The organism is Pseudonocardia nematodicida (assembly GCF_040105385.1).
Classification (GTDB): Bacteria; Actinomycetota; Actinomycetes; order Mycobacteriales; family Pseudonocardiaceae; genus Pseudonocardia; species Pseudonocardia nematodicida.
On the sequence record NZ_JBEDNQ010000017.1, the window covers coordinates 61122 to 84467 of the forward strand.

The window sequence follows — 23346 nt, forward strand, 5'->3', positions numbered from 1 at the left end:
CTTCACGAAGCCCGGGTGTGCCGGGGCTCGGCCGTCGAGTCTAGCCGCCCGTGCACCGCCCTCCACCCCGGGGCCCGTGGTCCGACCGCGGCCCGGCCCGCGCACCTACCCTGGAGGGGTGCCCCCGACGTTCGACCCCGCGCTGCTGCGCCGCTGGATCGACGCCGTCGCCGAGCGGCTGACCGCCGGCCGGGCCGAGATCGACCGGATCAACGTCTTCCCGGTCGCCGACCACGACACCGGGTCGAACCTGCTGCTGACCGCGCGGGCGGCCGCGACGGCGCCGCTGTCCGGCGGCCCGGCCGGTGCGGCGGCGGCGCTGGCGGCCGCCGCGGTCCGGGGTGCGCGGGGCAACTCCGGGATCATCCTCTCCCAGCTGTTCCGCGGGCTGGCCGAGGAGCTCGCCGCCGTGCCACGGACGTCCGGGGCGGCGGGGGAGCTGGCCGGGGCGCTGCGCCGGGCGGCCGCGCTGGCCACCACGGCGATCTCCACGCCGCGGACGGGGACCGCGCTGACCGTGCTGGAGGCGGCGGCCGCGGCGCTCGCGACCCGCGCGGGGGCCGGGGCCGGCACGTCGTCGACCGCGGAGACGGAGGCGGCCACATCGCCGCCTGCACTGCGCCCGCCGCAGCGGGGTTCGGTCGCGTCGCCGCCGGAACCGGGTTCCGCCGTGTCGCCGGCGGGGCCGGCCGAGGGGCTGGCCGAGGCCGCACACCGCGCGGCGGGTGCGGCCCGGGCCGCGCTCGCCCGGGCGGCCGGGCGCCCGGCGGAGCTGGTCCGTGCGGGGGTCGTGGACGCAGGCGGGCTGGGGCTGGTCGTCGTGCTCGACGCCCTCGTCGCCGCCGCGGGCGGCACCCCCGCCCCCGCACCCCCGACCACACCCGCCTCCGCCCCCGGCACCGAGCCCGCCGTCGAGCCCGCCGCCGCGCCCAGGCCGGGGTCCGGGGGACCGGGTGCGGTGCACGAGGTGACCTATCTGCTCACCGTTCCCGCCGAGGGGGCGGCGCCCGCCGTGGCGGCGCTGCGGGACCGGCTGGCGGAGCTGGGGGACTGCGTCGCCGTCGCCGAGGACGGCGAGGGCGGCCGGGTCGTGCACGTCCACACCTCCGACGCGGGGCCCGCGATCGAGGCCGGGCTGGCCGCCGGGCGGGTGTCCGGGATCCGGGTCGAGGCGCTGCCGCCGTCCGTGCCGTCCCGGGCCCGGGCGGTGCTGCTGCTCGTCGAGAGCCCGGGCGCGGGGGACCTGGCCCGGCAGGCGGGCGGGGACGTCCTGGCCGCCGACACCGACCCCTCCGCCGACGACGTGCTGGCCGCGATCCGCGCCACCGGCGCCGCGCACGTCGCGGTGCTGCCCTGCGCGGAGCACCGCCGGACGGTCGCGGAGACCGCGGCCGGGCGGGCGCGCGGGGCGGGCGTGGAGGTCGTCGTCGTACCGTCGGTGTCGGTGCCGCAGGGCCTGGCCGCACTCGCCGTGCACGATCCGGACCGGCGGGCCGCCGACGACGTCGTCGCGATGGCCGAGGCCGCGGCCGGCACCCGCACCGGTGGCCTGCGGATCGCCGAGACCGAGGCGCTCACCTGGGCCGGCCCCTGCCGGCCCGGGGAGGTGCTCGGCCTGGCCGACGGCGAGGTGGTGCTGATCGCCCCGGATCTCGCTGTCGGTGCCCTGTGGTTGGCTCACCGCATGCTCACGGCGGGAGGGGAGCTGGTGACCGTGCTGCTGGGTGCGGCGGCGGAGGACGGGCTCGGGGAACAGCTGGCGGAGGACCTGCGGCGCACCCACCCGGAGGTGGACGTCGTGGTGCACCGCGGTGGGCAGACGGACTTCCCGCTGGTGCTGGGGGTGGAGTAGATGGAGCGCTGGGACCTCGACAGCACGCTGGTCGGCCCGATCGGGAAGAAGGGCGCGGACCCGCTGGCGACGCTCGGGCTGGAGACGGTCGGCGACTTGCTGCGGCACTACCCGCGCCGGTACGTCGACCGGGGCCGGCTCTCCGACATCGAGGGGCTGGTCGTCGGCGAGCACGCGACCGTCGTCGCGAAGGTGGCGAAGGTCGAGATGCGCGACATGCGGCAGCGGCGCGGGAAGATACTCAAGGCCGTCGTCCGGGACGAGAAGGGCGGCGAGCTGGACTGCACCTTCTTCAACGGGTGGAAGCTGCAGGGCTTCGTCAAGCTCGGGGCCGTCGGGGTCTTCTCCGGGAAGGTGGGCGTGTTCAACAAGCGCCTGCAGCTGACCCACCCGCAGTTCGAGGAGATCGACGAGACCGAGTCGCTGCGCCCGTTCCTGTCGGTCTACCCGGCGAACTCGAAGATCTCCTCGCAGGCGATCGCGCGCTGTACGCGACAGCTGCTGGAGCAGGTCGACGCCCCCACCGACCCGCTGCCCGAGTCGTTGCGCGAGCGGGAGAAGCTGCCCGAGCTCGGCCAGGCGCTGCGGCGGATCCACGTGCCGGAGTCCGAATCCGATCTCTACGCCGCGCGGCACCGGCTGGTCTGGGACGAGGCGCTCGGGGTGCAGCTGGCGCTGGCCCTGCGCCGCCAGGACGCCGTGTCCCGCCCGGCGCCGGCCTGCCCGCGGCTCGACGGCGGGCTGCTCGACGCGTTCGACGCCGACCTGCCCTTCCCGCTCACCGAGGGCCAGGAGACGGTCGGACAGGAGATCGCCGCCGACCTCGCCCGCGAGCACCCGATGAACCGGCTCGTGCAGGGCGACGTCGGCGCCGGCAAGACGATCGTGGCGCTGCGCGCGATGCTGCAGGTCGTCGACGCCGGCTCGCAGGCCGCGATGCTCGCCCCCACCGAGGTGCTCGCCGCCCAGCACGCCCGCTCGCTGCGCGCGATGCTCGGCGCGCTGGGCCGGGGCGGGGAGCTCGACGGCGCCGAGGGCGCCACCGCGGTCACCCTGCTCACCGGGTCGATGAACGCCAAGGCGCGGCGCAAGGCGCTGCTGGACGCGCAGTCCGGGGCGGCCGGGATCGTCGTCGGCACGCACGCGCTGATCCAGGACACCGTCGGGTTCGCCGCCCTCGGGCTGGTCGTGGTCGACGAGCAGCACCGGTTCGGCGTCGAGCAGCGGGACGCGCTGCGCGCCCGGGGCGAGCAGGCCCCGCACATGCTGGTGATGACCGCGACCCCGATCCCGCGCACGGTGGCGATGACCGTCTACGGCGACCTCGCCGTCTCCGAGCTCAAGGGGCTGCCGCGCGGCCGGTCCCCGGTGACGACGACCGTCGTCCCGCTCGCCGAGCACCCGAAGTGGATGGACCGGGTCTGGCAGCGGATCAGCGAGGAGGTCGAACGCGGTCACCAGTGCTACGTGGTGTGCCCGCGGGTCGGGGACACCGAAGCCACCGACGCGGAGCTGGACGAACCGCCGCCCGACGAGGGTGACGAGGACCGGCGGCCACCGCTGGCCGTCCTCGACGTCGGTCCGATGATCTCCGAGAGGCTGTCCGGGCTGCGGGTCGGGATCCTGCACGGCAAGCTCCCGGCGGACGAGAAGGACGCCGTGATGCGGGCCTTCGAGCGGGCCGAGCTGGACGTGCTGGTCGCGACCACGGTGATCGAGGTCGGTGTCGACGTGCCGAACGCCACCGGGATCGTGCTGCTCGACGCCGACCGGTTCGGCCTGTCCCAGCTGCACCAGCTGCGCGGCCGGGTCGGCCGGGGGAGCGCACCCGGGATCTGCCTGCTGGTCACCGAGATGCCCGCGGCGACGGCGTCCCGGGAGCGCCTGGACGCGGTCGCCTCGACCACCGACGGGTTCGAGCTCGCCCGGCACGACCTGGAGCTGCGCCGCGAGGGCGACGTGCTCGGCGCCAGCCAGTCCGGGTCCCGGTCCGGGCTGAAGCTGCTGTCGCTGCTGCGGCACGAGGAGGTCATCGCGAAGGCGCAGGTGTACGCCCAGGACCTGGTGGCCCGGGATCCCGGCCTGCACGAGCACCCGCGGCTGCGGGCCCTGGTGGGGGAGACCCTGGGCGACGAGGAGCGCGCCGCGTTCCTCGACAAGACCTGAGACAGGCCCCGAGACGGGACCTGAGCCGGGCTCAGGAGCCCGGCAGCTCCCCGCGGGCCCGCGCGTCGAGCTCGGCCCGGGCGGGCCGGGGCAGGTGGATCACCCCGGCCCGGTCGAGCCGGGAGAGCTCGGTGCGGGCCCGGGAGTAGGCGGCGAGGCGTTCCGGCTCGGAGTCCGAGTCGCGGGCGGTCGTGAGCAGCTTGAGCACCCGCTCGACGGTGCGCCGCTCCTCGGGCGAGAACCCGGCCAGCCGGATCCGGTCGGCCGCCTCGGTCGCCGCCTCCCAGGAGCGCCGCGCCTGCTCGGCCGCCCGGACGTAGGAGGTGGCGGTGTGCTCGCCGGGGAAGTCGTCGGTGTCGAGGGCCTGCGCGGCGGCGAACGCGTCGACGAACCGGGCGGTGCTGGGCACCGACACGTCGGACAGCGCGGGCCGGCGCAGCACCTCGGACGGGTCGATCTCGTGCGCGGCGTAGGCGGCCCGGACCTGCGCGAAGTCGGACCGCGCGCGTCTCCATGCCTCCTCGGCGCGCTCCCGCCGGTAGCGCAGCGCGTGGTCGGACTCGGTGTCGGTGTCGGCGGCGGGGGACGTCGCCGCCCGCAGCGCGTTGTGGATGCCGAACGCCAGCAGGCCCACGACCAGCAACAACATCACCTGGGCGACCACGAATGCCACCGCCATTCCCACCGCACTCCCGACCAGGACGACCGCGCCGGAGACGATCACCATGCGGACCAGCGGCGCGGGCGGTCCGGGCGGACCGCCGCGCCGCCGGAGCCGCCGCTCGCGGCGGTGGTCGTACCGGGCCGCCCGGTACGCGTCCCGCGCCGCCCGCCGGGCGAGACGTGCCCGGTCGCCTCCGTGCCCCCAGGACCCGCCGTAGCCGTACGACCCCGCGTGCCCGTGGCCGTACAGGTGGCCGAGCCGGCCGTGCCCGCCGCGTCTCATCTCTCCTTGCTACCCCAAGTCGGGTCGCCGTGGTGTGAGCCGGACGGGCGGTCGGACGTCCGCAATCCGCGGTTCACCGCGGAACGGACCGGGCACCCGTCCCGACGGGTGGTCGGATGGTGGTCCCGCGGCCGTCCCACGTGCCAGGATCACGCGTCCGGTGCCTGGGAACCCCAGCGCCGGGCGCCATCTGGAGAGCTGAGGAGACACATGTTCCGCAAGGTTCTGGTGGCCAACCGGGGTGAGATCGCGATCCGCGCGTTCCGGGCGGCGTTCGAGCTGGGGATCCACACGGTCGCCGTGTTCCCGTACGAGGACCGCAACTCGCTGCACCGTGCGAAGGCCGACGAGTCGTACCAGATCGGTGAGCCCGGCCACCCCGTGCGCGCCTACCTCTCGGTCGACGAAGTGATCAAGGCGGCCAAGAAGGCCGGTGCCGACGCGGTGTACCCGGGCTACGGGTTCATGTCCGAGAACCCGGACCTGGCGCGGGCGTGCCGCGAGGAGGGCATCACCTTCGTCGGGCCGCCGACCGAGGTGCTGCACCTGACCGGCAACAAGTTCCGGGCCGTGGCCGCCGCCCGCGAGGCCGGCGTGCCGGTGCTGGAGTCGTCGGACCCGTCGTCGGACGTCGAGGAGCTGCTCTCGGCCGCCGAGGGCATCGACTTCCCGGTGTTCGTCAAGGCCGTCGCCGGAGGCGGCGGGCGGGGCATGCGCCGGGTGAGCGAGCCGGACGCGCTGCGTGACGCGATCGAGGCCGCGATGCGCGAGGCGGAGTCGGCGTTCGGCGACCCGACGGTGTTCCTCGAGCAGGCCGTGGTGAACCCCCGGCACATCGAGGTGCAGATCCTCGCCGACGCCGACGGCAACGTCGTGCACCTGTTCGAGCGGGACTGCTCGGTGCAGCGCCGGCACCAGAAGGTCGTCGAGATCGCCCCGGCGCCGAACCTGGACCCGGAGATCCGGGAGCGGATCTGCGCGGACGCGGTGAACTTCGCCCGCCAGATCGGCTACGTCAACGCGGGCACCGTGGAGTTCCTGCTCGACGAGCGCGGCAAGCACCACTTCATCGAGATGAACCCGCGGATCCAGGTCGAGCACACGGTGACCGAGCAGGTCACCGACCGCGACCTGGTGATCGCCCAGCTGCGGATCGCCTCCGGCATGACGCTGCCGGAGCTGAACCTCACCCAGGACGAGATCACGCTGACCGGTGCGGCGATGCAGACCCGCATCACCACCGAGGACCCGGCCAACGAGTTCCGGCCCGACGTCGGCACGCTGTCGGTCTACCGGTCCCCGGGCGGCCCGGGCGTGCGCCTGGACGGCGGCACCGTGCACGTCGGCGCGGAGGTCTCGGCGCACTTCGACTCGATGCTGGTGAAGCTGACCTGTCACGGGCACGACTTCGCCAACGCCGCGCGCCGGGCCCGCCGGGCGCTGGCCGAGTTCCGGATCCGCGGCGTCGCCACCAACCTGCCGTTCCTGGCCGCGGTGCTGGAGGACGACGACTTCAAGGCCGGCCGGGTCACGACGTCGTTCATCGAGGAGCGCCCGCACCTGCTCAAGGCGCGGCCGTCGGCGGACCGCGGGTCGCGGATCCTGCAGTACCTGGGCGAGGTGACGGTCAACCAGCCGAACGGGCCGCGCCCGGTCGTCGTCGAGCCGGTGGACAAGCTGCCGGTGATCGACGTCGAGGCGCCGGTGCCGGACGGGTCGGCGCAGCTGCTCCGTGAGCTGGGCCCGGAGGGTTTCGCGGCCCGGCTGCGTGCACAGGCCGCGGTGGCGGTCACCGACACCACGTTCCGGGATGCGCACCAGTCGTTGCTGGCCACCCGGGTCCGGACCCGCGACCTGGTCGCGGTGGCGCCGTACGTGGCGCGCACGATGCCGCAGCTGCTGTCGCTGGAGTGCTGGGGCGGGGCCACCTACGACGTGGCGCTGCGGTTCCTGGCCGAGGACCCGTGGGAGCGTCTGGCCGCGATCAAGGCCGCGGCGCCGAACATCTGCACCCAGATGCTGCTGCGCGGGCGTAACACCGTCGGTTACACGCCGTATCCGACGGAGGTGACCGACGCGTTCGTCGCCGAGGCCGCCGAGACCGGGATGGACATCTTCCGGATCTTCGATGCGCTCAACGACGTCTCCCAGATGCGCCCGGCGATCGACGCGGTGCGCAGCACCGGGACGGCGCTGGCCGAGGTGGCGCTGTGCTACACCGCGGACCTGGCCGACCCGGCCGAGGAGCTCTACACCCTCGACTACTACCTGCGCCTGGCCGAGCAGATCGTCGACGCCGGCGCGCACGTGCTGGCGATCAAGGACATGGCCGGGCTGCTGCGCCCGCCGGCGGCCCGGAAGCTGGTCACCGCGCTGCGGGAGCGGTTCGACCTGCCGGTGCACCTGCACACCCACGACACCGCGGGCGGGCAGCTCGCCACGCTGGTCGCGGCGATCGACGCCGGGGTGGACGCGGTCGACGGTGCGGTCGCGTCGATGGCCGGGACGACGTCGCAGCCCTCGCTGTCGGCGCTGGTGGCGGCCACCGATCACACCGAGCGGGAGACCGGGTTGTCGCTGCAGGCCGTGGGGGACATGGAGCCCTACTGGGAGGCGGTGCGCAAGGTCTACGCGCCGTTCGAGTCCGGGCTCGCCTCGCCCACGGGCCGCGTCTACCACCACGAGATCCCCGGTGGTCAGCTGTCCAACCTGCGCCAGCAGGCGATCGCGCTCGGTCTGGGGGACCGGTTCGAGCTGATCGAGGACTGCTACGCCGCCGCGGACCGGATGCTGGGCCGGCTGGTGAAGGTGACGCCGTCGTCGAAGGTGGTGGGCGACCTGGCCCTGCACCTGGTCGGGGCCGGGGTCGACGCCGCGGACTTCGAGAAGGACCCGGCGTCGTTCGACATCCCGGACTCGGTGATCGGGTTCCTGCGCGGGGAGCTGGGTTCGCCGCCGGCCGGGTGGCCCGAGCCGTTCCGCACCCGGGCCCTGGAGGGCCGTAGCCCGGAGGCGGAGAAGGCCGAGCTGACCATCCCGGACCGCCGGGGCCTGCGCGAGGAGCGCCGCCGCACCCTGAACCGGCTGCTGTTCCCCGCCCCGACCAAGGAGTTCGACTCCCACCGCGAGCACTACGGCGACACCGCGGTGCTGTCGTCGAAGGACTTCTTCTACGGGCTGGAGGAGGACCTCGAGCACACCGTCGAGCTGGAGCCCGGGGTCACCCTGCTGATCGAGCTGGAGGCGGTCTCCGAGCCCGACGAGCGCGGCTACCGCACCCTGCTGACCACGCTCAACGGGCAGCTCCGCCCCGTCGCGGTGCGCGACGAGTCGGTGGCGACCGAGGTCAAGGCCGCGGAGAAGGCGGACAAGGGCAACGACGCGCACGTCGCGGCCCCGTTCGCCGGGGTGGTCACCGTGGCGGTCGGCGAGGGCGACACCGTCGACGCCGGGCAGACCGTGGCCACCATCGAAGCGATGAAGATGGAGGCCTCGATCACCGCGCACCGGGCCGGGACCGTCAAGCGGCTCGCGATCGGGGAGGTGCAGCAGGTCGAGGGCGGTGACCTGCTCGTCGAGTTGGAGTAGGCGGCTGCGCCACCTGTGAGTACTTTTCGGGGTCCTGACCCCGAAAAGTACTCACAGGCCCGCAGGGCACCATGGGCCCGTGACGAGGTTGATCGCGGGACGCGCGGGCGGGCGGCGGCTGGACGTGCCGCCGTCGGGCACCCGGCCGACCTCGGACCGGGTGCGGGAGGCGCTGTTCTCCGCGCTCGACCACGACCCGGGGCTGGACGGGATCGCCGTGCTCGACGTGTGTGCCGGGTCCGGGGCGCTCGGGCTGGAGGCGCTGTCCCGGGGCGCCGTGGACGCGGGGTTCGTCGAGTCCGACCGGCGGGCGGCCGGGGTGCTGCGGCGCAACGTCTCCGCCGTCGGGCTCGGCGGGACGGTGCTCGCCGGGAAGGCCGGCGCCGTGCTGGCGCGGCCGGCGCCGCGGGTCTACGACGTCGTGCTCGTCGACCCGCCCTACGCGGTGGCCGACACCGAGATCGCCGGCTGGCTGGTGACGGCCGCGCGGAACGGCTGGCTGGCCCCGGACGCGGTCGTGGTCGTGGAGCGGCCGCGGTCGTCCGGGGGGTTCGGCTGGCCCGCGGGCTTCGAGGCCGGTCGCGAACGGCGCTACGGCGACACCGTGCTGCACACCGCGCACCGGCTGCCGACGGCGCCGTCCGCCGGCGCCTGCCACCCGGCGACCTGATCGCCCGGAGCGGGCCCCGGCCGGCGTGCCCGATCACGGGCGCGTCCGTTCAGTCCGCGGGGGCGAGCAGCCGTCCGGGGGCCAGGTCCGGGACCGTCCGGTGCGCCCCGGCCGCCTCCAGCCCGGCCGCGCCGGTCGTCGTGCGCACCCCGACGACCGTCCCGATCCCGGCCGCGACCACGGCGGCGACCCCGGCGGGGGAGTCCTCGAAGGCGACGCACCCGGCCGGGTCGACGCCCAGGGACCGGCACGCGGTCAGGTAGCCCTCGGGATCGGGTTTGCCGCGGACGACGTCCTCGGCGGCCACGACGAGCTCGATCAGGGCCGCCACCCCGAGCACGTCGCCGAGGATCTTCTCCGCCCAGCCACGGCGGGCGCTGGTCACCACCGCCAGCCGGTGCCCGCGGGCGGCCAGGGCCGTGACCAGCTCCGTCGCCCCGGGGACGGCCTCGACCGCACCGGCGAGTGCGGTGCCGTGCGCGACCAGCTGCCCGGTGAGCTCGTCCGGGTCGGCGTCGCGCCACGGGCCGTCGACCTCGCGCAGCGCGTCGTCCGCCCGCCGGCCGAGGAACTCCCGCCGGTAGGTGTCCTCGTCGACGGCGGCGCCCCAGTCGTCGAAGAACCGGAACCAGGTCCGCCGGTGGACGTGCTCGCTGAGCACCAGGGTGCCGTCGAGGTCGAACACCACGGGCGCGCCGGGAGCCGGGAAGGCCGGCGTCACGGCGTCCAGCGGGTCACAGCAGGTCCCGGATGTCGTCGCAGAGGTTCTCGGCCTCCGGCCCCAGCACCACCTGCACGACGGTCCCTGACCGGACCACGCCGTGCGCTCCCGCGGCCTTCAGCGCGGCGTCGTCCACGAGCCCGGGATCGCCGACCTCGGTCCGCAGCCGGGTGATGCACGCCTCGATGTCGGTGATGTTGGTGGCCCCGCCGAGGCTGGCCACGATGTCGTCGGCCCTGCTCATGTCGGCTCCTCGCGCTTCGCGACGGTCCGTCCGGAACCGTCGCCGTTGCCGGTAACAACTGGTTCCTACCAGTGTCTTGACAGTAGGTCCAGCCATCCGCACCCTTACTGGTTATAACCAGACCGTACCGGCCGTCGCGGCCGGCCGGTTCCGACCATCCACACCCGACCAGGAGTGCGTGACCATGAGCGCAGTCACCTCCGCACCGGAACCGGTGAAGCGACGAGCCGGACTCGCCGGGCTGCAACGGCTCGGCCGCAGCCTGATGCTGCCGATCGCCGTGCTGCCCGCGGCCGGCCTGCTGTTGCGGCTCGGCCAGGACGACCTGCTCGGCCGGTTCGGGCCGCTCGAGCAGGTGGCGGCCGTGCTGGCCGCGGCCGGCGGGGCGCTGTTCGACAACCTGCCGATGATCTTCGCCGTCGGCATCGCGATCGGCTGGGCCCGCAAGGCCGACGGCTCCACCGCGCTGGCCGCGCTCGTCGGCTACCTGGTGATGGACGGCGTCTTCACCGCGATGAGCCCGGTCGTCCTGCCCGGGGTGCTCGACGCCGACGGCGAGCAGGCGACCGTGAACTTCGGGGTGCTGGGCGGCATCGTCGCCGGTCTGGTCGCCGCGCTGCTGTGGCAGCGCTTCTACCGGACCACGCTGCCGACCTTCCTCGGCTTCTTCAACGGCCGGCGGCTGGTCCCGATCCTCACCGCGGCGACGATGATGGTGATCGCGGCCGCGCTGAGCCTGATCTACCCGGTGTTCAACACCGGCCTGACCGGCCTCGGCGACGCGGTCGGGGAGAACGCCGTCGTCGGCGGCGGGGTCTACGGGTTCGTCAACCGGCTGCTGCTGCCGGTCGGCCTGCACCACATCGTCAACTCGGTGGTGTGGTTCGTCCTCGGCGAGTACGAGGGTGCCCAGGGCGACCTGAACCGGTTCTTCGCCGGCGACCCGGCCGCCGGCGCGTTCATGACCGGCTTCTTCCCGATCATGATGTTCGCGTTGCCCGCCGCCGCGCTCGCGATCTGGCACGAGGCCCGCCCGGAGCGGCGCAAGCTCGTCGGCGGGATCATGGTCTCGGTCGCGCTGACCTCGTTCGTCACCGGCATCACCGAGCCGCTCGAGTACGCCTTCGTCTACGTGGCCTGGCCGCTCTACCTGATCCACGCGCTGCTGACCGGTACCTCCCTGGCCCTGGTGAACGCGCTCGACATCCACCACGGGTTCGCCTTCTCCGCCGGTGCCATCGACTACGTGCTGAACTTCGGCCTGGCCACCCGGCCGCTGCTGCTGATCCCGATCGGGCTCGGGTACGCCGCCGTCTACTACGTGCTGTTCCGGTGGGTGATCCGGCGCTGGAACCTGCGCACGCCGGGCCGCGAGGACGACGAGGCCGTCGCGACCACCGAGACCACCGAGACCACCGAGACCACAGCGACCACAGCGACCACCGCGACCACCGCGACGTCGCCGGCCGGCGCCGACACCGCCCGCACCGGCACCGCCGGCACCACGGACGCCACCGTGGAGCCCGGGCGCGGGACGGGCGACGGCCCGTCCGACCGCTCGTGAACCGTTCCGACGAGAAGCCGCAGGAGACCGTCATGCACTCGCGCACCGCCGTCGTCGCGTCGAAGGTGGGCCTGCACGCCCGCCCGGCCGCCCTGTTCGCCAGGGCGGCCGGCGCCGCCGGGGTCCCGGTGACCCTCTCGGTGCCGGGCAAGGACCCGGTCGACGCCCGCAGCGTGCTCGCGCTCATGACGCTCGGTGTCGGGCACGGACAGCAGGTGGTGCTCGCCGCCGACGGCGAGCACGCCCCGGCCGCCCTGGACGAGCTCGTCGCGATGCTCGAGACGGATCTCGACGCGTGATGGACGTCGTCGTCCGGCCGGATCCGGCCGCGTGCGGGCGCGCGGTGGCCGATGCCGTGGCCGGTGCCCTGGCCGCCGCGGCCGGCCGGCCGGTGAACCTCGGGCTCGCCACCGGCAGCTCACCGGTGCCGGCCTACGCCGAGCTCGTCCGCCGGCGCCGGGACGAGGGGCTGAGCTTCCGCGCGGCGCGGGCGTTCCTGCTCGACGAGTACCTCGGCCTGCCCGCCGGCCACCCGGAGTCCTACCGCCGGGTCATCCGGCGCGAGCTGACCGACCACCTCGACATCGACCCCGGCGAGGTGCACGCACCGGACGGCGCGCGCGCCCACCCGGCCGCGGCCGCGGCCGACTACGAGCGCCTGCTCGCCGCCGCGGGCCCGATCGACGTGCAGGTCCTGGGCATCGGCACGAACGGCCACATCGGCTTCAACGAACCGGGCTCGCCGCGGGACTCGGGGACCCGCGTCGCGACACTGACCGAGCGGACCCGGCTCGACAACGCCCGGTTCTTCGGCCGGCTCGACGACGTCCCGCGGCACGTCCTCACCCAGGGGCTGCGCACGATCACCGCGGCCCGGCGGGTGGTCCTGGTCGCGACCGGGCCCGGCAAGCGCGCGGCGGTCGCGGCGGCGGTCGACGGCCCGGTCACGACGGCGGTGCCGGCCTCGGTGCTGCAGGAGCATCCGCACTGCACCCTGGTGCTGGACCGGGACGCCGCGGCGGGCCTCACCCGGACGGTGCCGGCCGGTGTGGTGTCCGGGCCCTCGCGCGCCGGCGGCGACTACCGTTGATCGGGCACGCGTCGGCGTCGCCGGGCCGGGGAGGAACGATCATGAGCCGCGCAGTCCGGATCGGGGACGGGATCGTGCCCAAGCACGAGCAGCTCCGCACCCTGCTCTCCGAGACGATCGCGCGCGACTTCGCCCCGGGCGACCCCTTCCCCAGCGAGCGGCAGCTGTGCCTCGACCACGGGGTGAGCCGGGTGACGGTGCGGGCCGCGGTCGGCGAGCTCGAACGGGACGGGCTGCTGACCCGGGTGCGGGGCAAGGGCACCTACGTCGCCGCCCGGACCGCGCGCTCGCGGCTGCACCTCGCGTCCTTCCACGACGACATGCGCCGGCTCGGCCTGACGCCGAGCACGGTGGTGCTGGAGGTGGACCACACCGTCCCGCCGCCGGACGCGGCGCGGGCGCTGGCGCTCGGGCCGGGCGGGCGGTGCTACCGGGTGCGCCGGTTGCGGGTCGCCGACGGTGTGCCGATGTCGATCGACGACGCCTTCTACGACGCCGAGCGCGTCCCCGGCCTCGACGCCCACGACCTGAGCCGCTCGATCTATCAGATCCTGCAGGAGCACTACCAGCTGCCGATCGACCGGGCGGAGCAGACGGTGGCCGCCCGGGAGTCCGACGAGGCGTCCGCGGTCCTGCTCGGGATCCCGCCCGGCTACCCGATCCTGGTGTTCGACCGGACGGCCTCCTCCGGTGGCCGGCCGGTGGAGTACACCGTGTCCCGCTACCGCGGCGACCGCTACGAGCTGCACATGTCGCTCGACCGCGACTGGACCTGATCACCGGCTGGTACGTTCCGCCGCATGACCCAGGTCCGCCGTGCGGTGTGCCCCGGTTCCTTCGACCCGCCGACGGTCGGGCACCTCGACGTCGTCGAACGCACGGCCGCGTTGTTCGACGAGGTCTACGTCGCGGTCCTGGTGAACCCGCGCAAGCAGGGCCTGTTCACCGTCGCCGAGCGGGTCGAGATGCTCGCCGAGATCACCCTGCACCTGCCCGGTGTCCGGGTCGAGGCGTTCTCCGGTCTGGTCGTGGACTACTGCCGCGAGCGCGGTGCGGAGGCGCTGGTCAAGGGGCTGCGCGGGGCCACCGACTACGACTACGAGCTGCCGATGGCGCACATGAACCGGCACCTGAGCGGCGTCGAGACGTTGTTCCTGCCCGGGGCCGCCGGCCAGGCCTACGTGTCCAGCTCGCTGGTCAAGGAGGTCGCCCGCGGGGGCGGCGACGTCACGCCGTTCCTGCCGCCGTCGGTGCACGCCCGGCTGGCCGCCCGGCTGGAGGGTTGAGTCCCGCAGCGTGATCCCGCTCGTGTGGGGGTCACTCGATGGCGACTTGACACGCGCGACCGGCGCGTAATAGCGGCCGCAGCGGCGGTCGCGGGGGACAATCACCGGCGTGTACCGGGTCTTCGAGTCGCTGGACGCGCTGGTGACGATCGTCGAGGAGGCGCGCAGCGTCCCGATGACGTCCAACTGCGTCGTGCCGCGCGGCGACGTGCTGGAACTCCTAGACGACGTCCGCGAGGCCATCCCCGGCGAGATGGACGACGCGCAGGACGTCCTCGACCGCCGCGACGAGGTCGTCTCCGAGGCCGATCGGGAGGCCGAGGAGACGCGCTCGGCGGCGTCGTCGGAGGCCGAGGAGTCCCTGGCGAACGCCCGCACCGAGGCCGAGCGACTGGTCTCCGAGGCCCAGGAGGAGGCGGCCCGGACGCTGGCCGAGGCCCGGCACGAGGCGGAGCGCGCCGTCGCCGAGGGCCGCCGGCAGTACGCCGAGCTGACCGACCGCGCCCGCGACGAGGCCGAGCGGATGACCCACGCCGGGCGCGCGGCGCACGACCGGCTCATCGCCGACGGGCAGAACGAGCAGATCCGGCTGGCGTCCGAGACCGAGGTGGTCCGGGCCGCGCACGCCGAGGCCGGCCGCACCGTCGACGCCGCGCACGCCGAGTCCGACCGGCTCCGGCGCGAGTGCGACGACTACGTCGACGCCACGCTCGGCGAGCTGGAGACCACGCTGAACAACGCCCTCGGTGTCGTCGGTCGGGGGCGCAGCCAGATCTGGCGCGGCGGCGGCCAGCACGGGGGCGGGCAGTACGCCGGGGGGCGCTACGACTCCTACGACGGCGGCTACCCGGCCCACGGCAAGAGCGGCACCGGGATGGACCTGATCGACTGACGCCGGGTGTCCGGCCCGGAAATCCCTCCGCCGGTGATCTAGGCGCGGCGCCACTCCCGCGCATAGGTTGACCACACGGTCGTCGGACGAGGGCGGTGGTCATGGGCAACCCGCACGGGGCACCGTTCGCAGGCCGCGTCGGCTGGGGCTCTTCGCCCGCGCTCGTGGTGGTCGACCTGGTCCGGGCCTACACCGAACCCGGTGCCCCGTTCGACCTCGGTCGTGCGGAGGTCCGTGACCGGGTGGTGTCCGGCTGTGCGCAGGTCGTCGACGCGGCCCGGCGCGGCGACCGTCCGGTGATGTGGACGGTGGTCCGCTACCGGCCCGATCTCTCCGACGCCGGGCACTTCGCGGCCAAGGTCCCGGCCCTGCGCTGCTTCGCCGACGGTGCTCCGGGCGGGTGGGGTGAGCTCGTCCTGACCCCGGGCCCGGACGAGCCGGCGGTGGTCAAGCAGCACGCGTCGGCGTTCGCCGGCACCGCACTCGCCGACCGGCTCCGGGAACGGGACGTCGACACCGTCGTCGTCGCCGGGGTGTCCACCTCCGGCTGCGTGCGGGCCACCGCGACCGACGCGCTGGCCGCCGGGTTCCGGCCGATCGTCGTCGCCGATGCGTGCGCCGACCGTTCGGCCGACCTGCACCGACGCAACCTCGACGACCTCGACGCCAAGTACGCCGACGTCGTCGACCTCGCCACCGCGGTCCGGCATCTGTCCTGAGCAGGAGGAAGCATGCAGTTCGGTGTGTTCATCCCCAACGCCACCAACGGCTACATCATCTCCACCGGCAGCCCGCAGTACCGGCCGAGCTTCGCGCACAACGTCGCCATCGCCCAGGAGGCCGAGCGGCAGGGGCTCGACTTCCTGCTGTCGATGATGAAGCACCGCGGCACCGGCGGGCCGTCGGACTTCTGGGGCGAGTGCCTGGAGTCCTTCACGCTGTTCGGCGGGCTCGCCGCGGTGACCGAGCGGATCGGGCTCTATCCCTCTGTGACGACGCTGGCCACCCACCCGATCATGGCCGCCCGGATGGTCGCGACGATCGACGAGATCTCCGGTGGACGCTGCGGGCTCAACATCGTGACCGGCTGGAACAAGCCGGAGTACACGCAGATGGGGTTGTGGCCGGGCGACGACTACTTCGACCGGCGCTACGAGTACGCCCGGGAGTACGTCGAGGTGCTGCGGGCGCTGTGGAGCGAGGGCCCGACGACGTTCCACGGCGAGTTCTTCGACTTCGACGACGCGGACATGCGCCCGAAGCCGCTGCACACCCCGACGGTCGTCTGCGCCGGGCAGTCGCCCGCCGGCCAGGCCTTCACCGCCCGGCACGGCGACCGGAACTTCATCATGGCCGAGCGCTCGCAGGTCGGGGACATCGCGGCCGGGGTGAAGCGGCTCGGCGGTGAGCAGGGCCGCGACGTCGGCACCTACGCGCTGTACTGCATCATCGCCGAGGAGACCGACGCCGAGGCCGACCGGCTCTGCGCGCACATCGTCGAGAACGCCGACCTCGACGCGATCGCCCACATGACCACCGGGGCGTCGCTGGACAGCAATCCGGACGGCACCTCGGCCCGGCTGCTGGAGTCGCTGGAGCGGCCGGCGGCGGAGGGCAACATGGCGTTCCTGTCGCTGCCGGTGGTGAAGGGGTCCTACGAGCGGGTCGCCGCCCAGCTCGACGAGATCGCCGTGACCACCGGCATCGACGGCGCGCTGCTGACCTGGCCGGACTTCGTCGACGGGGTCACGAAGTTCGGGGAGCGGGTGACGCCGCTGCTCCGGGACGCGGCGCAGCCGGCGGCGTCCGGATGAGCGCCGCTCAGCCCTGCTGCGCCGCCCACTCGGCGACCCGGCGCCCGCTCTCCTCCGGGGACAGGTCCTCGACCCGGGTCATCACCGCCCAGCGCACGCCGTAGGGGTCGACGACGGAGGCGAACCGGTCACCGGACACGAACGTCGTCGGCGCCTCCCGGATCGTCGCGCCGGCCTGCGCCAGGACGGCGACGGCCGCGTCGACGTCGGGCACGTAGACCGCCAGCGACATGCTGACCGGGTGGTCGCCGGGCTCGGCGGCGACCAGGCCGTATCCGGGCATCGGGTCGCTGACGGTGAACCGGCCCGCCGCCAGCTCCAGCTCGGCGTGCCCGACCAGCCCGCCCATCTCGGTGGTCGAGACCACCCGCGCGCCTTGGGAGTGTCTGCCGGATCTTGATCGGCGGTGTCGGTCATGATGTTGATCGTGAGTGGTCGACAGGTGGTCTCTGACAAGGCTTGGGCGGTGCTGGAGCCGTTGCTGCCTGACCGGACACCACGTCGTGGTGGGCGGTGGCGTGATCATCGGCAGGTGATCGAGGCGATCGCGTGGAAGTACCGGACCGGGGCGGCGTGGCGGGAGATACCGGTCGAGCGGTTCGGGCCGTGGCAGACCGCCTATGAGCGGCTCAACCGCTGGAGCCGGGACGGCACGTGGGCGCGGGTGCTGGCCGCGGTCCAGGCCCGCGCCGATGCTCGGGGCGAGCTGGACTGGGTGGTGGCCGCGGACTCCTCGATGGTGCGCGTGCACCAGCACGGTGCCGCGGCGCGCCGCTTCGGCGGCAACGCCGCGACCGCGCCGGGGCCGGGCCCGGACACTGCCGCGCTGACTGGTCCGGACACAGGAGGCTCGGTCGAATCACAACAAATCTCGCGGTGATCAACGATCGCACCCGTCGGTGGTCGAGCCCGCGGATCGTGCGATCGGCCGGTCCCGGGGCGGGTTGACCACGAAGGTCCACGCCTTGGTCGATGGCCGGTGCCGTCCGCTGGTGCTCACCTTGACCGCCGGCAACGTCAACGACACCACTCAGTTCGGCCAGCTCATGGACGGACTACGCGTGGCTCGGCCCGGTCGCGGGCGCCCTCGGACCCGCCCGGATTACCTCCTTGCCGACAAGGGCTACAGCTCACGCGCCAACCGCGAGGTGCTGCGCCGGCGCGGGATCGCCCACACGATCCCCGAACCGGCCGACCAGCAGGCCAACCGGCGGCGCCGTGGCAGCAAGGGCGGGCGCCCGGCCGGGTTCGACCGGGCTCGCTACAAGCACCGCAATGTCGTTGAGCGAGGCTTCTGCCAGCTCAAACACTGGCGAGGTCTGGCCACCCGCTACGACCGTCTTGGCCGCAACTACCTCGGCGGGGTCCAACTGGCCGCGATCCTGGCCTGGCTTCCATGATCCGGCAGACACTCCCTAGGGCCCGGGAGTACAGTGCGATCGCCTCGCGGGCGGGGGAGGCGACGACGTGCGGGGTCAGCGAGGTGCTGACGTGCGGGCGGCCGTCGGTGGTGTGCGTGCCGGTGGCGGCGACGGTGTCGGTCATTCCCCGAGCCTCCTCGGGAGTGGCGCCGGGTTCTTGAAGATTCCCGACAGGGGGCGAGCGATGGTCGACTCGCGCGGGCACCTGAACCCCGGGGACCCGGACGTCCGGCTGTCCCGGTTCCCGATCGGGCTCGACGAGCTCGTGCGCTGGGTGTGGGTCTCCCGCTGGGACGTGCCGCCGGGCCGCACCCGGCCGCAGCGGGTGCTGCAGTACCCGGCGTTCAACCTGGTCACCGATCCGGTCGCGGCGACCCTGTACGGGCCGCGGACGGTCGTCGACGTCCGGGAGCTCGCGGGGACCTCATGGGTGGTCGGGGTGCTGCTGCGCCCGGCGGCGACCCCGTTGCTCACCACGACGGCACCGGCGGCGCTGCGCGGCGGCGAGGAGCCGTTCCCGCAGGCTCCGGTCGGCGAGGTGGCGGCGGCGGTGCACGACGATCGCGCGGTCGCCGACGTGGTGCGAGGGTGGCTGGCTCCGGACGCGGGCCGGGTCGGCGACGCCGGGCGGCTGGTCAACCGGGCCTGTGCCCTGGCCGAGGAGCGGCCGGACATCGTGCGTGCCGACGAACTGGCGGACGCTGTCGGTGTCGCCCCGCGGACCCTCGAACGGCTGGTCCGGGCGCACATCGGCCTCACCCCGTTCTGGCTGATCGAGTGCCGCCGGCTGCAGCACGCGGCGACGGTGCTGCGTCGCGAACCGGACGCCGACCTGGCGGGGCTGGCCGCCGACCTCGGCTACGCCGACCAGGCGCACTTCACCCGCCGCTACCGCGCCGTGATCGGCGAGACCCCCGGCACCACCCGCCGCCTCGCCCGCGCCGCGGTCGCCCGGACCTGAGAACGCGCGCGAGATCGGAGAACGCGCGCCCGATCGGGCGCGCGTTCTCGGAACCGGCGCGCGTTCTCCGAAGCGTTGCGCGGGCCGATGCGATCCCGTGTCGCAAGGGATCTTCACCGGGGGCGATGATCGTATTACGCTCCGGAGATGCCGAGCCGGCCCGAGCCCGATCCCTCGACCTGGTGGGAGCGGTACGGGCACCGGTTGGAGGGATCGCCCGTGCCACCGCGTCCTGCCGAGCCGGAACAGCCCGGGGAACCGGAGGAGCTCCTCGAGGACGAGGTGCTCCGCCCCCAGACGGACCGGCCGCGCAGCGGGTGGCGGCGCGCCCTGCACGACGTCACCGGCGGGCGGATCAACCCCGGCCCCGGGGCGGCGGAGGAGCTGCGGACCGGGCTGCTGCACCGGGTCCGTGGCCCGCTGCCCGGCGCGCACCGGGTGGCGGTCATGTCGGTCAAGGGCGGGGTCGGCAAGACCACCGTCGCCGCCGGGCTGGGGCTCACGCTCTCCGAGCACCGGGGTGACCGGGCCGTCGTGCTCGACGCCAACCCGGACGCCGGCACGCTCGCCGACCGCCTCACCGGCGACTCCCGGGTGACGGTGCGGGAGCTGCTCGACGACCTCGACGAGGTCGCCACCTGGACCGACGTCTCCCGCTACACCAGCCTGGCCGGCCGGCTGCAGGTGCTCGCCTCCGAGCAGGACCCCGCCTCGGGCGACGCCTTCCGCCGCGACGAGTACGAGCGGGTCTGCGACCTGCTGGGCCGCTTCTTCAACATCATCGTCACCGACTCGGGCACCGGGCTGGTCCACTCGGCGATGGCCGGGACACTCGCGCGCGCCGACTCGGTCGTCGTGGTCGGCGCCCCCACCGTGGACGGCGCCGGGCGGGCCGCCAAGACGCTGGACTGGCTGGTCGCGCACGGGCACAAGGGACTGGCCCGCGACGCCGTCGTCGTGCTGACCTGCGACCGGCGCAGCCCCGAGGTCGACGCCGGCCGGATCGGCGACTACTTCCGCGGCCGGACCCGCGGCGTCGTCGAGGTCCCGCCGGACCCGCACCTGGCCACCGGCGGCCGGATCGACCCGGCCCGGCTGCGGCCGGCGACGGCGGACGCCTTCCTCGAGCTGGGCGCGCTGGTCGCCGACGGGTTCGACGTCCGCCGGAGCGCCTGAGAACGCACTGGACTCCGCGCGTACCGTGGTACCGGTCATGAGCACCAAACATCCCCGCCCCGACGACAACCCCTGGGTCTTCAGCACCCGCGAGCTCGGTCGCCGGCCCGGTACCCAACGCACCGTCCAGCGCACGGTCCCGGCCCCCGACGGCGACGCGGAGATCGGCCTGGCCGGCGTGATCACCATCCCCGGTGGGTCGGACGTCGAGCTCGACCTGTCCTTCGAGTCGGTGACCGAGGGCGTCTACGTCTCCGGGACCGCGCACGCGCGGCTGGAGGGCGAGTGCTCCCGCTGCCTCGACCCGATCTCCGACGAGGTCGACATCCGGATCGGCGAGCTGTTCGCCTACCCGGACTCGGCCACCGAGGAGACCACCGACGCCGACGAGATCCCCCGGCTGGTCGAGGAGCGGATCGACCTCACCCAGCAGGTGCGCGACGCCGTGGTCACCGACCTGCCGATGGCGCCGCTGTGCACGCCGGACTGTCCGGGACTGTGCGCCGGCTGCGGCGCCCGGTGGGCCGATCTCCCGCCGGATCACGGGCATGAGACACTGGATCCTCGTTGGGCCGCGCTCACGGAGCGGCTGCCCACCACCGAGTGAGGCGTTCCCGCGCCTCCCGCGTGATTACCTGATCGTTCGAAGTACCGAGGAGTGTCATCATGGCCGTTCCCAAGCGCCGGATGTCGCGGTCCAACACGCGGGCTCGCCGGTCGCAGTGGAAGGCCACTGCGCCCGTGCTGGTCGCCTGCAACAACCGCGCCTGCCGCGAGCCGAAGCTGCAGCACATCGCCTGCCCGACCTGCGGTCAGTACGACGGCCGGCAGGTCACCTCCCCGGCCTGATCCCGGGGTGGGCGACAAGAGCGTGACCGGTCCGGTGACGGACCGGTCTCCTCTGCTGTCCGCACTCGGCGTCGAGCTGGACCCCGAGCTGCTGACCCTCGCGCTCACGCACCGCTCGTACGCCTACGAGCACGGTGGCCTGCCCACCAACGAGCGCCTGGAGTTCCTCGGGGACTCGGTGCTCTCCATCGTCGTCACCGAGCGGCTCTACCGGGACCACCCGGACCTGCCCGAGGGTCAGCTCGCGAAGCTGCGCGCCAGCGTGGTGAACATGCACGCGCTGGCGGGCGTCGCCGCCGCGTTGCCGGCCCCGGAGGGACCCGCCGGGACGGGCCTGGGTGCCTACCTCTCCCTCGGCCGCGGCGAGGAGCTCACCGGCGGCCGGACGAAGGCCAGCATCCTGGCCGACGCCACCGAGGCGCTGCTGGGTGCGGTCTACCTCCAGCACGGCCTCGAACCGTCCCGCGAGCTGGTGCACCGGCTGTTCGCGGACCTGCTGCACGGCGCGCCGCTGCTCGGCGCCGGCCTCGACTGGAAGACCAGCCTGCAGGAGCTCACCGCCGCCGGCGGGCACGGCGTGCCCGAGTACCGGATCGACGAGGAGGGCCCGGACCACCTCAAGGTGTTCACCGCGACCGCCGTCGTCGGCGGGCGGGACCTCGGCAGCGGGGAAGGGCGCACCAAGAAGGAGGCCGAGCAGAAGGCGGCCGAGATCGCCTGGCGCGCGCTGTCCGACACCGGCAGCGAGGCCCCGGCCGGGCAGTGACCCCGGTCGTCCCGCCGTGCCCGAGCTGCCCGAGGTCGAGGTCGTCCGCCGTGGTCTGGCCGACCACGTCCTGGACCGGCGGATCTCCGCCGTCGAGGTGCGGCACCCACGTGCGGTCCGCCGGCACCCGGCCGGGGCCGAGGACTTCGCCGCCCGGCTGACCGGGCGGACGATCACGGCCGCCGTCCGCCGGGGCAAGTACCTGTGGCTGGAGCTCGACACCCGCGAGCCCGGCGACGACGCGCTGCTCGCGCACCTCGGGATGAGCGGGCAGATGCTCGTCGCGACCGCCGACTGGCCCGACGAGAAGCACCTGCGTGTGCGGCTGCGGTTCGACGACGACGGCCCCGAGCTGCGGTTCGTCGACCAGCGCACCTTCGGCGGGCTCTCGGTGCACCCGCTGGCCCCCGCGACCGGCGGCGGGCTCGTCCCCGAGCCGGTCGCGCACATCGCCCGCGACCCGATGGACCCCGCGTTCTCGGCCGAGGACGCCGTCGCCGCGCTGCGCCGGCGGCGCACCGAGATCAAGCGGGCGTTGCTCGACCAGACCGTGGTGTCCGGGATCGGCAACATCTACGCCGACGAGGCGCTCTGGCGGGCCCGGCTGCACGGCACCCGGCCCACCGACCGGCTCACCCGCGCGCAGGCGCACGCCGCGCTCGACGCCGCGACGACGGTGATGACCGAGGCACTCGCCCAGGGCGGGACGTCGTTCGACGCGCTCTACGTCAACGTCAACGGGGCGTCGGGCTACTTCGACCGCTCGTTGAACGTCTACGGGCAGGCGGATCGGGCCTGCCCGCGGTGCGGGACGCCGATCCGGCGCGACCCGTTCATGAACCGGTCGTCCTACACCTGCCCGCACTGCCAGCCGGCCCCACGCCCGCGCCGCAGCTGAGCCCCGACGCCGAATCGTGATCCGCCGGATGGTGCAGCGCTGTCGACGGTACTGCGGATCGCGTAGTACTGTGTGGTGCGGTACTGCGGTGCGGTCCGGAAGAAGGAGGGGGCTTGGACACCAGTCAGCTGCTGAAGGGGGTCCTCGACCTGGCGGTCCTCGCGGTGCTGGATCAGCAGGACGGCTACGGCTACGAGGTCGTCCGCGCGTTGCGGACGGCCGGGCTCGACGAGGTCGGGGACGCGTCGGTGTACGGCACGCTGCGCCGCCTCTACGGGGCCGGCCTGCTGACGTCGTACGTGGTCCCGAGCGAGGAGGGGCCGAACCGGAAGTACTACGCGATCAACGAGCCCGGCCGGGAACGGCTGCGGGAGACGACCGAACGGTGGCGGCGATTCGCCACGACGATGGAAGGCCTGGTGGCGACACGATGACCGGGGAG

Annotated in this window: 23 protein-coding genes and 1 pseudogene; 20 read left to right on the top strand and 4 right to left on the bottom strand. The window is 74.1% G+C overall.

Annotation, left to right across the window (positions count from 1 at the left end; all coding sequences use genetic code 11):
* The first annotated feature begins 118 nt into the window (after positions 1–118).
* Positions 119–1852 carry a DAK2 domain-containing protein gene (locus WIS52_RS30350; RefSeq protein WP_349301856.1) on the top strand — a complete coding sequence of 578 codons (1734 nt, stop codon included), beginning with the start codon at positions 119–121 and terminating at the stop codon, positions 1850–1852.
* Complete coding sequence (gene recG / locus WIS52_RS30355) at positions 1853–4018, top strand: ATP-dependent DNA helicase RecG (RefSeq protein WP_349301857.1); 2166 nt, start codon at positions 1853–1855, stop codon at positions 4016–4018.
* 31 nt (positions 4019–4049) lie between these two features.
* On the opposite strand, the gene WIS52_RS30360 is transcribed toward recG, so the two are convergent.
* Positions 4050–4964 (bottom strand): hypothetical protein, encoded by a 915-nt coding sequence (locus WIS52_RS30360; protein ID WP_349301858.1) that lies wholly within the window; start codon positions 4962–4964, stop codon positions 4050–4052.
* 210 nt (positions 4965–5174) lie between these two features.
* Between WIS52_RS30360 and WIS52_RS30365 the strand changes: the two genes are divergently transcribed.
* Complete coding sequence (locus tag WIS52_RS30365) at positions 5175–8552, top strand: pyruvate carboxylase (protein ID WP_349301859.1); 3378 nt, start codon at positions 5175–5177, stop codon at positions 8550–8552.
* A 79-nt stretch (positions 8553–8631) separates the two neighbouring features.
* Positions 8632–9222, top strand: a complete 591-nt coding sequence (gene rsmD / locus WIS52_RS30370; RefSeq protein WP_349301860.1) for a 16S rRNA (guanine(966)-N(2))-methyltransferase RsmD — start codon at positions 8632–8634, stop codon at positions 9220–9222.
* Between the two features lie 49 nt (positions 9223–9271).
* On the opposite strand, the gene WIS52_RS30375 is transcribed toward rsmD, so the two are convergent.
* The gene (locus WIS52_RS30375) at positions 9272–9943 is read right to left on the bottom strand and encodes an HAD family hydrolase (protein WP_349301861.1); all 672 of its coding nucleotides are present in this window, start codon (positions 9941–9943) and stop codon (positions 9272–9274) included.
* Between the two features lie 13 nt (positions 9944–9956).
* The gene (locus tag WIS52_RS30380) at positions 9957–10187 is read right to left on the bottom strand and encodes a PTS glucose/sucrose transporter subunit IIB (protein ID WP_349301862.1); all 231 of its coding nucleotides are present in this window, start codon (positions 10185–10187) and stop codon (positions 9957–9959) included.
* A 184-nt stretch (positions 10188–10371) separates the two neighbouring features.
* Between WIS52_RS30380 and WIS52_RS30385 the strand changes: the two genes are divergently transcribed.
* The 8 genes from WIS52_RS30385 (at position 10372) to WIS52_RS30420 (ending at position 16833) form a co-directional block, all read left to right on the top strand.
* The gene (locus WIS52_RS30385) at positions 10372–11751 is read left to right on the top strand and encodes a PTS transporter subunit EIIC (RefSeq protein WP_349301863.1); all 1380 of its coding nucleotides are present in this window, start codon (positions 10372–10374) and stop codon (positions 11749–11751) included.
* A gap of 32 nt (positions 11752–11783) precedes the next feature.
* The gene (locus tag WIS52_RS30390; RefSeq protein ID WP_349301864.1) at positions 11784–12050 is read left to right on the top strand and encodes an HPr family phosphocarrier protein; all 267 of its coding nucleotides are present in this window, start codon (positions 11784–11786) and stop codon (positions 12048–12050) included.
* Entirely contained in the window at positions 12050–12841 is a 792-nt protein-coding gene (locus tag WIS52_RS30395; RefSeq protein WP_349301865.1) for a glucosamine-6-phosphate deaminase, read from the top strand. Before WIS52_RS30390 ends, WIS52_RS30395 begins: the two co-directional genes overlap by 1 nt.
* A 41-nt stretch (positions 12842–12882) precedes the next feature.
* Positions 12883–13617 (top strand): GntR family transcriptional regulator, encoded by a 735-nt coding sequence (locus tag WIS52_RS30400; protein ID WP_349301866.1) that lies wholly within the window; start codon positions 12883–12885, stop codon positions 13615–13617.
* A gap of 24 nt (positions 13618–13641) precedes the next feature.
* Positions 13642–14127 (top strand): pantetheine-phosphate adenylyltransferase, encoded by a 486-nt coding sequence (coaD, locus tag WIS52_RS30405; RefSeq protein WP_349301867.1) that lies wholly within the window; start codon positions 13642–13644, stop codon positions 14125–14127.
* Between the two features lie 109 nt (positions 14128–14236).
* Entirely contained in the window at positions 14237–15019 is a 783-nt protein-coding gene (locus WIS52_RS30410; protein WP_349301868.1) for a DivIVA domain-containing protein, read from the top strand.
* Between the two features lie 101 nt (positions 15020–15120).
* Positions 15121–15738, top strand: coding sequence for an isochorismatase family protein (locus WIS52_RS30415; RefSeq protein WP_349301869.1), 618 nt, complete (start codon positions 15121–15123; stop codon positions 15736–15738).
* A 12-nt stretch (positions 15739–15750) separates the two neighbouring features.
* Positions 15751–16833: an LLM class flavin-dependent oxidoreductase gene (locus WIS52_RS30420; RefSeq protein ID WP_349301870.1), complete on the top strand. Its 1083-nt coding sequence runs from the start codon at positions 15751–15753 to the stop codon at positions 16831–16833.
* A 7-nt stretch (positions 16834–16840) separates the two neighbouring features.
* On the opposite strand, the gene WIS52_RS30425 is transcribed toward WIS52_RS30420, so the two are convergent.
* Positions 16841–17200 carry a VOC family protein gene (locus WIS52_RS30425; protein WP_349301871.1) on the bottom strand — a complete coding sequence of 120 codons (360 nt, stop codon included), beginning with the start codon at positions 17198–17200 and terminating at the stop codon, positions 16841–16843.
* Positions 17201–17260: 60 nt separating this feature from the next.
* Here WIS52_RS30425 and WIS52_RS31815 point away from each other — a divergent pair.
* The 8 genes and pseudogenes from WIS52_RS31815 (at position 17261) to WIS52_RS30470 (ending at position 23338) form a co-directional block, all read left to right on the top strand.
* A pseudogene (locus WIS52_RS31815) lies at positions 17261–18233 on the top strand (IS5 family transposase).
* A gap of 205 nt (positions 18234–18438) precedes the next feature.
* A complete protein-coding gene (locus tag WIS52_RS30440; RefSeq protein ID WP_349301872.1) occupies positions 18439–19215 on the top strand; it encodes a helix-turn-helix domain-containing protein in 777 nt (258 codons plus the stop codon).
* A gap of 219 nt (positions 19216–19434) precedes the next feature.
* The gene (locus WIS52_RS30445; RefSeq protein ID WP_349301873.1) at positions 19435–20391 is read left to right on the top strand and encodes a MinD/ParA family ATP-binding protein; all 957 of its coding nucleotides are present in this window, start codon (positions 19435–19437) and stop codon (positions 20389–20391) included.
* 37 nt (positions 20392–20428) lie between these two features.
* On the top strand, positions 20429–20998 hold the full coding sequence (locus tag WIS52_RS30450) for a YceD family protein (RefSeq protein ID WP_349301874.1): 570 nt from the start codon (positions 20429–20431) through the stop codon (positions 20996–20998).
* Between the two features lie 59 nt (positions 20999–21057).
* Positions 21058–21240: a 50S ribosomal protein L32 gene (rpmF, locus tag WIS52_RS30455; RefSeq protein WP_349301875.1), complete on the top strand. Its 183-nt coding sequence runs from the start codon at positions 21058–21060 to the stop codon at positions 21238–21240.
* 7 nt (positions 21241–21247) lie between these two features.
* A complete protein-coding gene (gene rnc / locus WIS52_RS30460; RefSeq protein ID WP_349301876.1) occupies positions 21248–22006 on the top strand; it encodes a ribonuclease III in 759 nt (252 codons plus the stop codon).
* A 16-nt stretch (positions 22007–22022) separates the two neighbouring features.
* Positions 22023–22904: a bifunctional DNA-formamidopyrimidine glycosylase/DNA-(apurinic or apyrimidinic site) lyase gene (gene mutM / locus WIS52_RS30465; protein WP_349301877.1), complete on the top strand. Its 882-nt coding sequence runs from the start codon at positions 22023–22025 to the stop codon at positions 22902–22904.
* A 113-nt stretch (positions 22905–23017) separates the two neighbouring features.
* On the top strand, positions 23018–23338 hold the full coding sequence (locus WIS52_RS30470) for a PadR family transcriptional regulator (RefSeq protein WP_349301878.1): 321 nt from the start codon (positions 23018–23020) through the stop codon (positions 23336–23338).
* The last annotated feature ends 8 nt before the right edge of the window (positions 23339–23346 follow it).

Bases quoted from the DNA above. Each gene is read 5' to 3' on its own strand.
- recG (WP_349301857.1), top strand. From the start codon at position 1,853: ATGGAGCGCTGGGACCTCGACAGCACGCTGGTCGGCCCGATCGGGAAG.
- WIS52_RS30360 (WP_349301858.1), bottom strand. From the start codon at position 4,964: ATGAGACGCGGCGGGCACGGCCGGCTCGGCCACCTGTACGGCCACGGG.
- WIS52_RS30365 (WP_349301859.1), top strand. From the start codon at position 5,175: ATGTTCCGCAAGGTTCTGGTGGCCAACCGGGGTGAGATCGCGATCCGC.
- WIS52_RS30380 (WP_349301862.1), bottom strand. From the start codon at position 10,187: ATGAGCAGGGCCGACGACATCGTGGCCAGCCTCGGCGGGGCCACCAAC.
- WIS52_RS30385 (WP_349301863.1), top strand. From the start codon at position 10,372: ATGAGCGCAGTCACCTCCGCACCGGAACCGGTGAAGCGACGAGCCGGA.
- WIS52_RS30390 (WP_349301864.1), top strand. From the start codon at position 11,784: ATGCACTCGCGCACCGCCGTCGTCGCGTCGAAGGTGGGCCTGCACGCC.
- WIS52_RS30395 (WP_349301865.1), top strand. From the start codon at position 12,050: ATGGACGTCGTCGTCCGGCCGGATCCGGCCGCGTGCGGGCGCGCGGTG.
- WIS52_RS30400 (WP_349301866.1), top strand. From the start codon at position 12,883: ATGAGCCGCGCAGTCCGGATCGGGGACGGGATCGTGCCCAAGCACGAG.
- coaD (WP_349301867.1), top strand. From the start codon at position 13,642: ATGACCCAGGTCCGCCGTGCGGTGTGCCCCGGTTCCTTCGACCCGCCG.
- WIS52_RS30415 (WP_349301869.1), top strand. From the start codon at position 15,121: ATGGGCAACCCGCACGGGGCACCGTTCGCAGGCCGCGTCGGCTGGGGC.
- WIS52_RS30420 (WP_349301870.1), top strand. From the start codon at position 15,751: ATGCAGTTCGGTGTGTTCATCCCCAACGCCACCAACGGCTACATCATC.
- WIS52_RS30440 (WP_349301872.1), top strand. From the start codon at position 18,439: ATGGTCGACTCGCGCGGGCACCTGAACCCCGGGGACCCGGACGTCCGG.
- WIS52_RS30450 (WP_349301874.1), top strand. From the start codon at position 20,429: ATGAGCACCAAACATCCCCGCCCCGACGACAACCCCTGGGTCTTCAGC.
- rpmF (WP_349301875.1), top strand. From the start codon at position 21,058: ATGGCCGTTCCCAAGCGCCGGATGTCGCGGTCCAACACGCGGGCTCGC.